Raw genomic sequence first — 13,123 nt, 5'->3', positions numbered from 1 at the left:
AACTTAATTTTATCAAAAACCATTCGTCGACACTTAATTGCCATCCATCGACACTTAAACACAATCAACCGAATAAAACCAATGTTTTTTTGGATTTCATCTAATTTGCTTTTTTAATTGTAAAAGCAAAACATGAGAACCCTCAATATTTTACTAATAGAAGACGACATGATTGAAGTAATGAAGCTCAATAGAGTAATGCAATCATTACAATTAAATCACTCAGTCATTGAAGCAAATAATGGAGAAGAGGCTCTAAAACTCTTAGAGAAAAAAGACAACCTTCCAGATATTATTTTACTGGATTTAAACATGCCTAAAATTAGCGGTATTGAGTTTTTAAAAATTTTAAAATCTGATGATGTATTGAAGTATATACCGACAATTATTTTAACAACATCTAATAATAATAGAGACTTATTAGAATGTTATAAAATAGGTGTAGCAGGATATGTCTTAAAACCATTAAAATATGAAGATTATGTTTCTAAAATCGAAAAATTATTAGCATATTGGAGTGTAAACGAACTAATCAAAGCATAATGAAAGGTATTATATTTACAGAGTTTTTAGAGCTCGTTGAAAAAAAGTTTGGTTTGGCAATGGTTGATAAAATCATTAACCAATCTCAATTAGAATCTGCAGGAATATATACTGCGGTTGGGACTTACGAATTTTCTGAAATGCTACAACTCATATCTCATTTAAGTCAAAATACTGATATATCAGTAGATGATTTATTAATGGTATATTCAGAACATTTATTTGCTGCTTTGATAAAAACACACCCAAATTTAGTTGAACATTATAAAGATCCAATGAACCTATTAGCATCTATAGAAAACCATATACATGTAGAGGTTCAAAAAATTTATCCAGATGCCCAACTCCCTACTTTCGATCTGGAAGAGCGAACGGAAGATAAAATGATTATGGTTTATAAGTCTGATAAGGCACTTTATATGCTCGGTAAAGGTCTAATGCTTGAGACATTTAAATTGTTTAAGGTACCAGTAACTATTGAATTTGAGAAACTCAACAAAGAAGGTACACAAGTTAGGTTCTTTATCAATAAGGGATAATGAGTCAAGAAGAGTTAGATATTCTTAAACGCGCATTAGCTCGTGAGAAAGCATCAAGAAAGGCTGCCGAGGAAATCCTGGAAGCAAAATCTGCTGAACTTTATGAGGTTAATAAAAAGCTCGAAGCATCTCACGCAGAGTTAACGTCTTTATATAATAGAACCACTTCCGAATTACAAGGCATATTCGAAAACATAGTTGACGCTTATGTCATTATGGACGTCAATGGAAATGTTCTAAAATTTAATGACGCTGCGACAGAGCTGTTTGGTTATGATGTAGATAAAGAATCTGTTAATGTAGTTAGTCTTATTTACAAAGAGGATTATGAGTATGCCATGACATCGTTTTTAGAATTACAGACTAAAGGCTTCTTTAAAAATTATGAAGCTAGGGTGTACACGAAAACTAAAGAAGTAAAATGGGTGCATATCAATGCAAGTTTAGTGTTTGATAAAAATGGTGTGCCAATGGCAGCACAAGGTATTGTAAGAGACATTACCGAGACTAAACGAATAAACCAAATAGTTGAGGAACAAAAGAGTCAGTTAGATGCTATTGTTCAAAATTCTTCAATAGGAATTGTGCTTACACAAGGAGGTGAAATTTTAAGAACTAACGCATCAATTCAAAAGACTTTAGGATACACAGAAGATGAGCTTTCAAAGCTAACAGTTAAAGATATTTCTTTCCCTGAAGATTTCCCGCAATCTAAAGCCTATCTTGACAAGATGGATTCTGGTGAGCTAAATAATTTTGCGATTGAGAAACGCTATAGAAAGAAGAATGGCTCTATGCTATGGGCAAAAACTAATGTAAGTGCTGTTAGAGATAAAAAGGGAGATATAAAATATCAAGTTGCATTAGTTGAAGATGTTACTTTAGAGCGCGAGCAATCATTAATTATTGATATGATTAATGATGTTGCTAAGGCGCTTTTAGGTAAGATGGATATTTACGAAATTGCCTGGGAAATCATCAATAATATTGCAGAATACTTAGATACACAAGATTGTGTTATCTATCTGGTAGATAATGAAGAACAGACCTTGGAGCAAATTGCTGCCTATGGTACTAAGCTCAATAAAAACAGACAAATAGAAAACAAAATCATCTTGCCTATTGGTGATGGCATTGTAGGTAGCGTAGCGAGAACAGGTAAAGCAGAAATTATTGATGATACCAGCAAGGATAGTAGGTACATTGTTGATGATAAACAACGATTTTCTGAAATATCTGTCCCAATTATTAGTGACGGAAAAGTTATAGGTGTCATAGACTCGGAGCACCATTCTAAACACTATTTTACAAAGGAACATTTAAGGACACTTAAAAATATTGCCAGTCTAGTTGCTATGCAGTTAAAAAGTGCAATTAACCTAAGAGCACGCGAAAAAGTAGAATTAAAAAACATTGCCTTATTAGATGCCTTAGGTAAAAGTAATGATGAGCTACAGGAATATGCACACATCGTATCTCACGATTTAAAATCCCCTTTACGAAGTATTGATGCATTAGTTAGCTGGATAAAAGAAGATAATAAAGGCAAGTTAGATGAGGTTACAATCCAGAATTTTGAACTCATAGAAACTACACTTGAAAAAATGGAGTTATTGATTTCAGATATTCTACTGTATTCTAGTATTGGATCAGATTCTAAAGATAAAAAAGATATAGACTTAAACGCACTTATTGAAGAACTGAAGCAGATTTTATACATACCCAAAAATATTTCCATTAATGTCATTAATACCCTGCCAACTGTTACTGGAGACAAAACAAAACTGCAACAGTTGTTTCAAAACTTAATTAGCAATGCTATTAAATTTAATGATAAAGCCAAAGGACTGATAGAAATTGACGTTAAAGAGCATAAGTCGTATTATCAGTTTTCAATTAAGGACAATGGTATAGGTATTAAAAAAGAACATCATGATAAGATATTTAAAATCTTTCATGCGCTTAATAAGAATAAAGAATCCTCAGGAATTGGTTTATCTATCGTAAAAAAGATTGTAGATCTTTATAAAGGAGAAGTTTGGTTAGAGTCTAAACCTAATGAAGACACAACATTTTTCTTTACATTTAAAAAGTAAATCATGGAACAACCCAATTTATCCTATATAGAAAACATGTCTGGTGGTGATAAAGCCTTTGAGCAAAAACTCCTAGATATTATACAAAAGGAGTTTCCAGAGGAAAAACAAGTTTACTTTGATAATATAGAAGCAGAAAATTTTAAAGAAGCCGCTGAAAATGTCCATAAACTTAAACATAAAATTAGTATTTTAGGACTCGTAAAAAGTTATGAAGTTGCTGTAAACTATGAACATAACCTCATAGAAAACAGTATAGAAGGTAAAGCAGATTTTGAATCTATTTTACAAAACATGACTGATTTTTTAAAGACCTTATAAGCCTATTTTATGAATTGTATTATTATCGATGACGAAGCTACAGCCAGAGCTATTATTAGTCAATTATGTAGTAACGTAACAAGCTTAACTGTTTTAGAAGAGTTTCCTAATGCAATTCAGGCCATAAAATATTTAAATCAAAATGAGGTTGACCTCATTTTCCTTGATATTCATATGCCAGATTTTACAGGTTTCGATTTTATTGAAACCATTAAAAATCCACCAAAAATTATATTGACTACATCAGATGCTAATTTTGCGATCCAGGCTTTTGAATATGATTGTATCGTTGATTATTTAGTAAAACCAATCACACCAGAGCGATTTCAAAAAGCAATTCAGAAAGCAGAAGCATCGCCGGTAAAAGCATCTAACAATTCAAACTCATCCGAGCATGTCGAGACCACTTCTGGTAATGACTTGTATGTGAATATCGATAGACGCTTAATAAAGATTGATATTCCTAGTATTTATTTAGTAGAAGCTAAAGGCGATTATATTCTTATAAAAACCGAAGATAAAAACTACACTGTACATTCTACATTAAAGAAGATTGAAGAGAAACTTCCTGATAGTTTATTCTTAAAAATTCACCGTTCGTACATTATCAATGTAGGCAAGATAATTGATATAGAAGACAATAGTGTATTGATAAAGAAAGATGTAATTCCTGTAAGTCGCTCTAACCGACCAGAATTAATGAAGCGACTTAATCTGCTTTAAACAAACTATCGTTTCAAAAACGCCATCCAACCTTTCACTCAGTTCAATCAACGAATTTTAAGTTTTCAAAGAAGAATCCTATCTATCTTTGAATCAATTCATAGAGTAGGTTTAAAATTGAATTAATAGCAAGACAAGGCAGGAGAACGTTCTTCTGCCTTATTTTTTTGCCGCTAATTAGAAATGCAAAAACCATTCACCGACACTTAATGGTGTTCTAACGTTATCCCTTTCAGATCAATCGAAAATCTATGGAAAAGGGGTATTCGAAGGCTAGATTTGTTTCAGAATTTAAAAATGAAACAGAATGAAAACCCAACTTTACACTTTACAAAAACAACTATTACTAATCACGGTATTAGCAATTAGTTTTATGGGTCCTGCACAAGAGGATATTCCTTTTAACTGTGACTATAATGCTTACCTATTTCAATACAATGATGTCTATGCAATAGACTTAGCATCAGGAAATTCATATTTAGTACACGAAGATGTTACTGAAGCTTCAATTAATGCAGCAGCCTATAATCCTGCTGATGGATTTATCTGGGGATCGCTAAAAAACTCTAAAGACATTGTTAGAATAGGTAAGAATTTTACAACGTCAATTTATAATGTACCACAACTTCCAGACAGTAACCGTTATGTAGGAGGTATTAGTGCAGAAGGTATGTATTACTTAAAAGGAGGAGGGATAACCTATTATAAAATTGATTTAGATCCTGAGTCTTCAAACTATATACAACACAATGCAACAGAAAACTTATCGCTAGATATTAATATCCATGATTGGGCATTTAATGCCGTAGATGGTCAGATGTATACCGTAGAAAAGAACACAAATGTTTTATACAGAATCAACCCGGACGATGGTGTTGTAACATCATTGGGTGAAGTACCAATTTTAGCAGGTAATAATTATACCTATGGAGCTGTTTATTTTGATGTAGATGGGCGTTTTTATGTGTCGGCAAACCAAACAGGGACCATCTATGTAATCCAAAATGTACAAGAAGTAAATACTTCGGCTGATATGGATTCTAATTTATTTGCCTTCGGACCCTCTAGTGCAAGTAATGATGGAGCACGTTGTCCTACTGCGCCTGTACCACAAGAAATTTGCGATAATGGTATTGATGATGATGGTGACGGATTGATTGATTGCGAAGATCCTTCATGTTCTGGTTTTGGAATGTGTGAGGTCATTGAGCCACCAACATCTGGAGGTAATGATGGTGGATTAGAAAGCAATAACAGATTATCAGAACAAATAAATACACGTAATTTTAACAGAGCAAAAACAGGATATACCTTCAATAGAAGTACTGCTCCCAGACTAATGCGTGGTTTTGAGTATGCCCAAAGAAATGCTAATAACGGCTTTACGTTACAAGACTTTATTCCTTTAGAAGTAATTGGGGAAACTGAAGCTGTAGAATCTACACCAGCGGACTTAGTAAATATTACCAATGCCACTGAGATCTATGCCGTAGATTATATGAATCAAAACACACCCTTTGCTACCATCTTAGCTTTAAAAACTGAAGATGGAGTCTACGAGCATACCAAGTATATCTGTGATCGCTTATTAGGTGCAGAATTAATTTCTGTAAATACCATGACGATTAATGAGCAAGATTTTATAAAGTCAATTATTAAAAATGTGGATGGCACTTATGAGTTTGTATTAAGCTTATCGGCAAAAGTGATTAATAATGATGAGAACTTTGCTATAGAAAGCCATTGGAACCTAGATCAGTACGAAGACAATGTTACATTCTATAATTTTCAGATATGGACTAATTCTGTCGATGATTTATACCGTTTAGGAGAAGAAGTACTGAATTTATTGAATGTTGAAAAACCAATTACGGAGTACAATAACTCAACACCACCAACGGTATTTGTAAGAAAAGGTCAGTACATTAATGGTGCTTTAGACTTACAAATTGTAAATACCAATGCTACAGAAACCGTAACATTAGATGCTGGTTACAGAACCACAGAGACCAGCGCATTTCAAAACATGAATAATACCCTAACCTTGGGTGGGCAATACATCACTAATTTAACTGTAGAAACAGGAGGGTTGTTTGATATCGGTTTTAGAATTGGTGATGGTGTTGCCACACCAGACGACGTGTTTATGTCTGATGGACCTTGGGGCATTGATGACTCGCAAGAGGGTACTGAAGTTGGTTTATACCATGTTACTGCTAATGACTTTGATTTTGAAGCCACAGATTTCCCGATTGAGCGTAATGTAGAGTTAAGAGCTACAACCAATACCTATATGGCTGCTTATAGAGCCTTAACACCAAGATTTAAAGCAGTGGATTTAACAGACTACAATACTTTAAAATTAAGTGTAAAAGGTACAGGGAATATAGAAATTGTATTTGTAAAAGCAAGCATTACCAATTGGGAAGACCAGTACAAAATGACGATTGCTTTAGGTAGCGACATGCAAGACTTTGTATTACCATTAGCAGATTTTATGAGTGCTACGGATGTAGATCCTGTATTAGATGATGTGGTAACACTAGTCTTTACTATGGTATCAGAAGATGGAACAGCAAGCTCTAAACTAATGCACTTAGAAAACTTAAGATTATCACAGGATAGTGCTTTATCGATATATGAGTTTGAAAGTGATACCAGAACACTAAGAGCGTATCCTAACCCAATGAGCTCTAAAACCACACTAGGCTTTACACTAAAACATACAGAAACTGTACAATTTGTAGTGTACGACCAAACCGGTAAGCAAATCTATCATACCAATTATAATGCTGTAGCAGGTAAAAACAGCATCACCTTTAACAGAAATAATCTAAGTACAGGCTTATATTTCTGTAAAATTGTGAGTAGTCAGTACGAGATTAATCCCTTAAAATTGATTGTTAATTAACCCTAATTAATACCTTAAGTGCAGAAGGCAAAAGCGAAAGCTTTTGCCTTTTGTTTTATATTGTAATTAAGGTTAGTAATTAAGCCACATTGAATTATCCACGTTGTTAGTTTCTATATTATTTTCCTTTATGCTCTACAATTAATCCACTCTCTGAAAAAGTAAATGTTCTTTCTTCAAATATTGATTTCATAATTAGCCAAACTTGATCAATCAATCTTAAGTTTAGGTTTTTGCTGGCATCGATTTCTATTAGCTGACCTGTTAAGATAATTTTATCGAGCTTGACAGATTTGTCAGATTGATTATTAAAGAGAAGTGCGTTAGGAATTTCAAATTGTTTAGTGATTATTTTGTTTTTTTTATTTTGGTGATTTACTTCTTTTCTAAATTCGTTCACATAGTTTAATAAGGGAACTTTTCCTTTTTTTTCTGTGATTACTGTATATTTATAATAATCCCATTCATCTTTGATTTTTATAATTTGATTATCCCCAATACTAATGTTCAATATGTGTGGCCTTGTTATAAGTATTTCGGCTTTGACCAGTAAATCTGCAAGATGTATTTCTTTAGGACTTTCAGTGAAGTCTTTTTCGTCAGCTTCTCTTAATTCAACAAGTCCAATGTTATATTCTCGTGCAAAATCAACAGCATCTTTAGTAAAACCGCTTTTTGAAACTATAACACCTTTATCTATTTGAGCATCTTGAATAGTACCTAATACCTTCATAACGGTATCTTTATTTATTTTTTTCTTTAAGTATTTGCATTCAATGGCTGTTCGGATCTGATGCACTCCGTTAGATTGCGTGGTCAAAACATCAATTTGATGAGTATTCCCTGATTTTCCAGTTACTTTGCAAGTATTTCCATAACCCAAAATTGTAACGCCAAACTCTTTACCTAACGTTTCATAAATGTATTTGGTAATAGCTTCATATTCTTTCCAATCAAGACTATTTTTTCGCATTTATTATAGATTATTTGGTTGTTTATGAATATTTTGATAATGGTCTAATAAACCGTCAGTTATGGGAAAGTTAGTAATTATTATCGAAATAAGTGGCTGATATTAGTAATTCCGAGTGGATTTGGACGTAGTAGAATCTGACGTAATTTTTTAAGTTATCAATTACCTTTTATGTCGAAATCATTGTAATTTGATACTGTATATTATTTAATTCGATTAATTCTTCTTTTACCTCTAAATTTGGTTCAGAGGAGTTGAACCTTGCAAAATAGATTATCCCTTTTGTAATATTTGTAGCTTGCATATAAATCAAGACTTGATTGAATATGTTCTTTTCGATTGAACCTCTAGCTTTTAATCTTTTGAATTCTACTATAATAGGATCATTATCTACTTTTATTATAAAATCGGGTCTAATACTTTGTCTTCCAATTGAGATTTTTGGCTCACGTTGAATCTCAATATTTTTGTCTATTGAAGTAATGAATGCGTGGAAAAGACCAATTATTTCAAACTCTTTAATATCATTTCCTTTTTCAAAAATACTTTCTCCATTTAATTTTGAAAAGTCATTGATTAATTCAATCAATTTTGTTGTCGATTTTTTTGTTTTAGATTCTATTATTTTCTTTGTTTTTTCTATAATTTCTTTATGAATTTCTATCGTTTTTTGTTGTTCATTGTATGCTAATTTTTCTTGAATCTGGTTCAATAATAAATGAACAAAACTAGTAACGGACATCAGAGCAATGAATGCTTCATTATTATCAAAAAATAATTTGTAGTCGTGAGTAGATTTATTTCTCCACTCTTGTCTATAATTTTTGAATAGTTGCAAAACTCTTTCTCTAAAAACATCGTTGCTTTCAAAATATTTCTCAATGTCGTTTGGTGTTTTTCTGGAAACTTCTTCTTGATTTTTGTCTGCTAAAACTTTATATGATTCTTTTAAGGCTCCCTCATAAGCCTGATTACTTCTGTAAATTACATCATTAAAAAAATAATCATCGTTTTTACCTTGATTATAATAAAATTCAGCTCTTCTTATATGAACAAGTATTGAATCTAAATATTGAGAATTATCAATTTTTTTGATTGATTCAATTTGTTTTTCAATTTCGTTTAGTACGTTCATATCTGGTTGATGCTAACTCGTAATATCACTATAAATATAACCAATTAGGACCATTAACAATAGATAACAAAATAGCTAAAGAAAAGTGTTTACTTTTTACCCAAAACCCACTTAAAACGTAACCCAATCTCAGTAAAGGTAAATCCAGCAGCAGTCGCAGAGGCAATATTACTATGTGTGCCATAGATATTGAGTAAACTACGTTCAGAGAATTTGTAACCAAAGGCACCTTGTAATCTATAAGTCGTTTGTTTAGGGTCGTCTTCTATAAATTGGTAACCAAAGGCACCAGTGACATTATAAAACCACTGGTTGGGTTTTGCAGTCGCTTCATCTTTTATCAAATTTACAAAAACCTCATAGGCATTAAATTTCTCAGGGCTAAAGTAAATCGTTGGTACCTGGTCTTTAAAGGTGATGTATTGGTAGTTTACACCCACCTTAAGATTTGGTTTTGGTAAGAGGTTATAATACAATGAGGTAAATACTAAGTTTCTGGTATTACCATCATTTTGTGCTGTGTGCATCAATTGCGTGTACCAACCTAAGTTAACATTGGTGCTTAAGTTATAGTTAGCGTAATAGTTATTCTGTACCAACTCTCTATCTAATAAATCGGCATTAAAACTTTCTACCTGGCGTTTATAACCCATAGCTAAGGTTTGTAATTTAAAGGCTTTAATAGTAAAAGACAGATCTGTTAAGAGTTGCGTATAATCTGTACTTTCTGCTTTCGCAGAGGTTAATCCTGCAGTACCTTTAAAAGTGATATTTGGCACCACTTGGTAAGCCAGTCCTAACGACAAGTTATTAGAATTGGCTGTATTATTGGTTATGGTATTGTTTGTGGTTCTATAGTTATAGTTTCCTAATAGACTCAATCGTCGAGATAATGGATAAGTGACGTTAGTATTAAAGGTATAGGCTTTATTATCTCCATTGTCAAACGTATGCGAGGCTTTAGAGTCTAAGCTTGGGCTAAAGTTGACGTTCATTATATTAATAAAGTTCACCGCATCTTTTTGGTTGTTATAAAACTTAAGCGTGTTTTTTGCTGAGGTGTAAGCTTCATCAAAACGACCTAAAGCTTTTAAGACATTAGCTTTACCCAAGTTACCATCAAAAGAAGTACTATCGTTAGCTAAGATTTGGTTGTAATCGGCTAAACTTTGTTTAAAGTTGCTCTTATAAATGTTTAAAGTGGCACATAAAGCTAAGACCCAATTTTGGTTTGGGTAATCCGTGATCAGTTGGTCTATTAATGTTTGAGCTGTTTTATATTTTTTATTCCAGATTAAGGCTTGGGCATAGCGCTCTGTAGTTTGCTGTGCAATAGTAGCTTCCGTAGCATCTGTTATACGTTTATAGGCTTCCGTACTCAAATCTAATGCTTGCTTTTCTTTTCCTTTGAGATGAGTTACTAAAGCGAGTCCGTTTAAAGCTTGTGTTTTATGTTCTGGCTGCTCAGCTAATCGTTTGTAAGTGGCTTCTGCTTGGTCTAACTTTTCCCAAATCAAATACAGATTAGCAAGATTTAAAAGCGTGTCTTTGTCATCACCAAACAACTCAAGGTTCTTGGTTAAAAGCATTTCGGCCTTATCATACTGCTGTGCTTGTTGGTTTTGGTAGGCATAACCTAAATAGATGTACTTTTTTGAGGTCAGCGCATTTGGGTTTCCTGGTGACACCTCCAAGGCTTTATTGATATAAGTTAATGCAGCTTCATACTCCTTTAAATTAGATAGTGTATTGGCAAAACCTAATAAAGCGGCAAAGCTATTTGAGTTCTCAGTCACTAAATTCTTATAATAGGTTTTGGCTTCAGAGAAGTTATTATTCCATAATAGAGATTCTCCGTAGTTTAACTTTACTTCATAGTCATTGGGATAGTCTTCTAGCAGTTTTGTAAATACGCGTTGTGCTGTTTCTGTCTTTCCGTTTAATCCTATAGCACGTCCATAACATAGACGAGCAGTTTTATTGTTTGGATGGTCTTTTAATATAGTTGTAAAGAATTGTTCTGCTTTAGCGTACTGACCAGTTTCTAAATAGGTGAAACCGTCTTGCATGTTCTGTGCAGATACCTGTAATACAAATAATGTTATAGTAATGGTAATAATAGATTTTAAGGTCTTCATAACTGTTGTATTTAACTATTTGCAAGTTACGGACAGGTAGTGCTTCATTCATCTACAGCAAACGACCATCCGTCGAAATAGAACGCTCATACATGGAAATACTGAGGATATTTACGTCAGAATTGAACGAATAACCATTTAAAAATTAAAACATTATGGCACTTACAATTAAAGAAAATAACGGAGAATTTTTAGTAGAAGGAGCAATCAATGCATCAACGGTGAAGCACTTTCAAAACCACTGTGAAATCTTATTAAATGCATTAGGTGATTTAACTCTTAACATAGAAAACGTTACTGAAATAGATAAAAGTGGATTACGCGCTTTAAAAGCTTTATATGATATTGCCCTCAACTATAATAGAAGTTTCTATATGGTTGGATTAGGTTGCAAAGAGATCTATGATGAATTTAGATTTACTGAAGCGGCAGCATAAAAAGGTACATTAAGATAACAATGAATGTCATGCAAGCATTAGCCACATTAAAGTCGAGAAAATTAACACCAGAGCAATTATTTATGGTAAGTGTTCTGGTTGTTAATGGAGGTAATTATTTGTACAACCTTATTTTGGGTCGTATACTTGGACCTGCTCAGTTTGCTGATGCTGCAGTACTCATTACATTTTTATTGGTGCTTTCTTTTATTGCCATGACATTTCAACTGGTAACTGCAAAGTTTTCAGTCTTATTTGAGCATAGCGTATTTAAAAGTTTTATCACTAAAGTATATCAGCAAGCTCTTGGAGTAGGAGTACTTTTAGGATTACTTATCATTGTATTTGCATCACAGTTACAAGAGGTGTTTAATACATCATCCGCAAGTATGTTTGTGATATTTGGCTGTGGCGTCCCACTTTATTTTTTAATGAGTGTTAATCGTGGTACATACCAAGGCAAAAAAGCATATAAATCTTTGTCGATTACCTATCAAGGTGAAATGCTGAGCCGTTTATTCATCACTCTTAGTATTATTCTACTATTTGGTATTAAATCGTCTTGGGTTATAGCTACTGGGATTTTATTATCCTTTGTATTTGGATTGTTCCCATTTAAAGTGAAGCAAATTAGCTTTAATAAGCTATTGCCATTAGAGAAGACCTACAGCAAGCAAATTAAACGTTTCTTTTTATTAACAGCTTTTTACGAACTCACACAGATTATTATAAACAACAGTGACATCTTATTGGTGAAACACTATTTTGAATCCTACGAAGCAGGTTTGTATGCCTCATTAGCATTGATAGGACGTATTGTATATTTCATAGCCTGGATGTTTGTGATGTTGCTTTTACCAGCTGTGGTAGAATTGCAAAAGGAAGGTAAGGAAACAGCAACAGTATTGTTTAAATATGTAGGGTATATCACTGCAATTTCTGCAATAATTGTGTCGGTATGCTTAAGTTGTCCAGAGTTTATTATAAAACTATTATTTGGTGAAGCTTATATTGCTATGGCACCTTTATTATGGAAATATGCCATTGCCACATCAATGTTTGCCATCTCAAATATATTTGCCTATTACTACTTGTCTTTAGATAAATATGTGCCAGTGATTATCTCAGGTGTTTTCGGAATGTTACAAATGGTTTTAGTGGTGTTCTTTCACGATAGTTTAGGTGAGGTAGTACATATGCAAATTGTAGCTATGGCATTATTACTAGTTATTCAATTACTGTTTTTCAAAGGTGAATCATTATATCATAAAAGGTCTAATCTAAAGTAAGATACCATTCGTCTACAC

At 32.9% G+C, this 13,123-nt stretch carries 11 protein-coding genes; 8 read left to right on the top strand and 3 right to left on the bottom strand.

The genetic code is table 11. The features are described from left to right. Positions 1-132: 132 nt before the first annotated feature. The 6 genes from Q0912_RS09770 to Q0912_RS09745 all read left to right on the top strand — a co-directional run bounded on the left by Q0912_RS09770 (position 133) and on the right by Q0912_RS09745 (position 7,133). Positions 133-543 (top strand): response regulator, encoded by a 411-nt coding sequence (locus Q0912_RS09770; RefSeq protein ID WP_299114545.1) that lies wholly within the window; start codon positions 133-135, stop codon positions 541-543. Then, positions 543-1,082 (top strand): heme NO-binding domain-containing protein, encoded by a 540-nt coding sequence (locus Q0912_RS09765; RefSeq protein ID WP_299114544.1) that lies wholly within the window; start codon positions 543-545, stop codon positions 1,080-1,082. The genes Q0912_RS09770 and Q0912_RS09765 overlap by 1 nt, the downstream gene beginning before the upstream one ends. Continuing rightward, positions 1,082-3,178, top strand: coding sequence for a PAS domain S-box protein (locus Q0912_RS09760; RefSeq protein ID WP_299114543.1), 2,097 nt, complete (start codon positions 1,082-1,084; stop codon positions 3,176-3,178). The genes Q0912_RS09765 and Q0912_RS09760 overlap by 1 nt, the downstream gene beginning before the upstream one ends. A 3-nt stretch (positions 3,179-3,181) precedes the next feature. Further along, positions 3,182-3,499 carry an Hpt domain-containing protein gene (locus Q0912_RS09755; RefSeq protein WP_299114542.1) on the top strand — a complete coding sequence of 106 codons (318 nt, stop codon included), beginning with the start codon at positions 3,182-3,184 and terminating at the stop codon, positions 3,497-3,499. Between the two features lie 9 nt (positions 3,500-3,508). Further along, positions 3,509-4,222 carry a LytTR family DNA-binding domain-containing protein gene (locus tag Q0912_RS09750; RefSeq protein WP_299114541.1) on the top strand — a complete coding sequence of 238 codons (714 nt, stop codon included), beginning with the start codon at positions 3,509-3,511 and terminating at the stop codon, positions 4,220-4,222. Positions 4,223-4,529: 307 nt separating this feature from the next. Further along, positions 4,530-7,133, top strand: a complete 2,604-nt coding sequence (locus tag Q0912_RS09745; protein ID WP_299114540.1) for a T9SS type A sorting domain-containing protein — start codon at positions 4,530-4,532, stop codon at positions 7,131-7,133. A 118-nt stretch (positions 7,134-7,251) separates the two neighbouring features. Here the strand turns inward: Q0912_RS09745 and Q0912_RS09740 are convergent, their stop codons facing one another. The 3 genes from Q0912_RS09740 to Q0912_RS09730 all read right to left on the bottom strand — a co-directional run bounded on the left by Q0912_RS09740 (position 7,252) and on the right by Q0912_RS09730 (position 11,379). Further along, a complete protein-coding gene (locus tag Q0912_RS09740; RefSeq protein ID WP_299114539.1) occupies positions 7,252-8,106 on the bottom strand; it encodes a restriction endonuclease in 855 nt (284 codons plus the stop codon). Positions 8,107-8,275: 169 nt separating this feature from the next. After that, positions 8,276-9,241 carry a hypothetical protein gene (locus Q0912_RS09735; protein ID WP_299114524.1) on the bottom strand — a complete coding sequence of 322 codons (966 nt, stop codon included), beginning with the start codon at positions 9,239-9,241 and terminating at the stop codon, positions 8,276-8,278. An 89-nt stretch (positions 9,242-9,330) separates the two neighbouring features. Beyond that, positions 9,331-11,379, bottom strand: coding sequence for a tetratricopeptide repeat protein (locus tag Q0912_RS09730; RefSeq protein ID WP_299114522.1), 2,049 nt, complete (start codon positions 11,377-11,379; stop codon positions 9,331-9,333). A gap of 155 nt (positions 11,380-11,534) precedes the next feature. Between Q0912_RS09730 and Q0912_RS09725 the strand changes: the two genes are divergently transcribed. Beyond that, the gene (locus Q0912_RS09725) at positions 11,535-11,816 is read left to right on the top strand and encodes an STAS domain-containing protein (protein ID WP_299114520.1); all 282 of its coding nucleotides are present in this window, start codon (positions 11,535-11,537) and stop codon (positions 11,814-11,816) included. Between the two features lie 29 nt (positions 11,817-11,845). Further along, positions 11,846-13,105 (top strand): oligosaccharide flippase family protein, encoded by a 1,260-nt coding sequence (locus Q0912_RS09720; RefSeq protein ID WP_299114515.1) that lies wholly within the window; start codon positions 11,846-11,848, stop codon positions 13,103-13,105. Positions 13,106-13,123 lie beyond the last annotated feature (18 nt).

The organism is uncultured Winogradskyella sp. (assembly GCF_947498345.1).
In the GTDB taxonomy this organism is placed as follows: domain Bacteria; phylum Bacteroidota; class Bacteroidia; order Flavobacteriales; family Flavobacteriaceae; genus Winogradskyella.
The sequence above is the reverse complement of the archived record's forward strand: the minus strand, read 5'-3'. Positions and strand labels throughout refer to the sequence as shown.

Excerpts from the sequence above, each read along its gene's own strand:
- Q0912_RS09730 (WP_299114522.1), bottom strand. The coding sequence starts at position 11,379 with ATGAAGACCTTAAAATCTATTATTACCATTACTATAACATTATTTGTA.
- Q0912_RS09765 (WP_299114544.1), top strand. The coding sequence starts at position 543 with ATGAAAGGTATTATATTTACAGAGTTTTTAGAGCTCGTTGAAAAAAAG.
- Q0912_RS09725 (WP_299114520.1), top strand. The coding sequence starts at position 11,535 with ATGGCACTTACAATTAAAGAAAATAACGGAGAATTTTTAGTAGAAGGA.
- Q0912_RS09760 (WP_299114543.1), top strand. The coding sequence starts at position 1,082 with ATGAGTCAAGAAGAGTTAGATATTCTTAAACGCGCATTAGCTCGTGAG.
- Q0912_RS09750 (WP_299114541.1), top strand. The coding sequence starts at position 3,509 with ATGAATTGTATTATTATCGATGACGAAGCTACAGCCAGAGCTATTATT.
- Q0912_RS09720 (WP_299114515.1), top strand. The coding sequence starts at position 11,846 with ATGCAAGCATTAGCCACATTAAAGTCGAGAAAATTAACACCAGAGCAA.
- Q0912_RS09755 (WP_299114542.1), top strand. The coding sequence starts at position 3,182 with ATGGAACAACCCAATTTATCCTATATAGAAAACATGTCTGGTGGTGAT.
- Q0912_RS09745 (WP_299114540.1), top strand. The coding sequence starts at position 4,530 with ATGAAAACCCAACTTTACACTTTACAAAAACAACTATTACTAATCACG.
- Q0912_RS09740 (WP_299114539.1), bottom strand. The coding sequence starts at position 8,106 with ATGCGAAAAAATAGTCTTGATTGGAAAGAATATGAAGCTATTACCAAA.
- Q0912_RS09735 (WP_299114524.1), bottom strand. The coding sequence starts at position 9,241 with ATGAACGTACTAAACGAAATTGAAAAACAAATTGAATCAATCAAAAAA.
- Q0912_RS09770 (WP_299114545.1), top strand. The coding sequence starts at position 133 with ATGAGAACCCTCAATATTTTACTAATAGAAGACGACATGATTGAAGTA.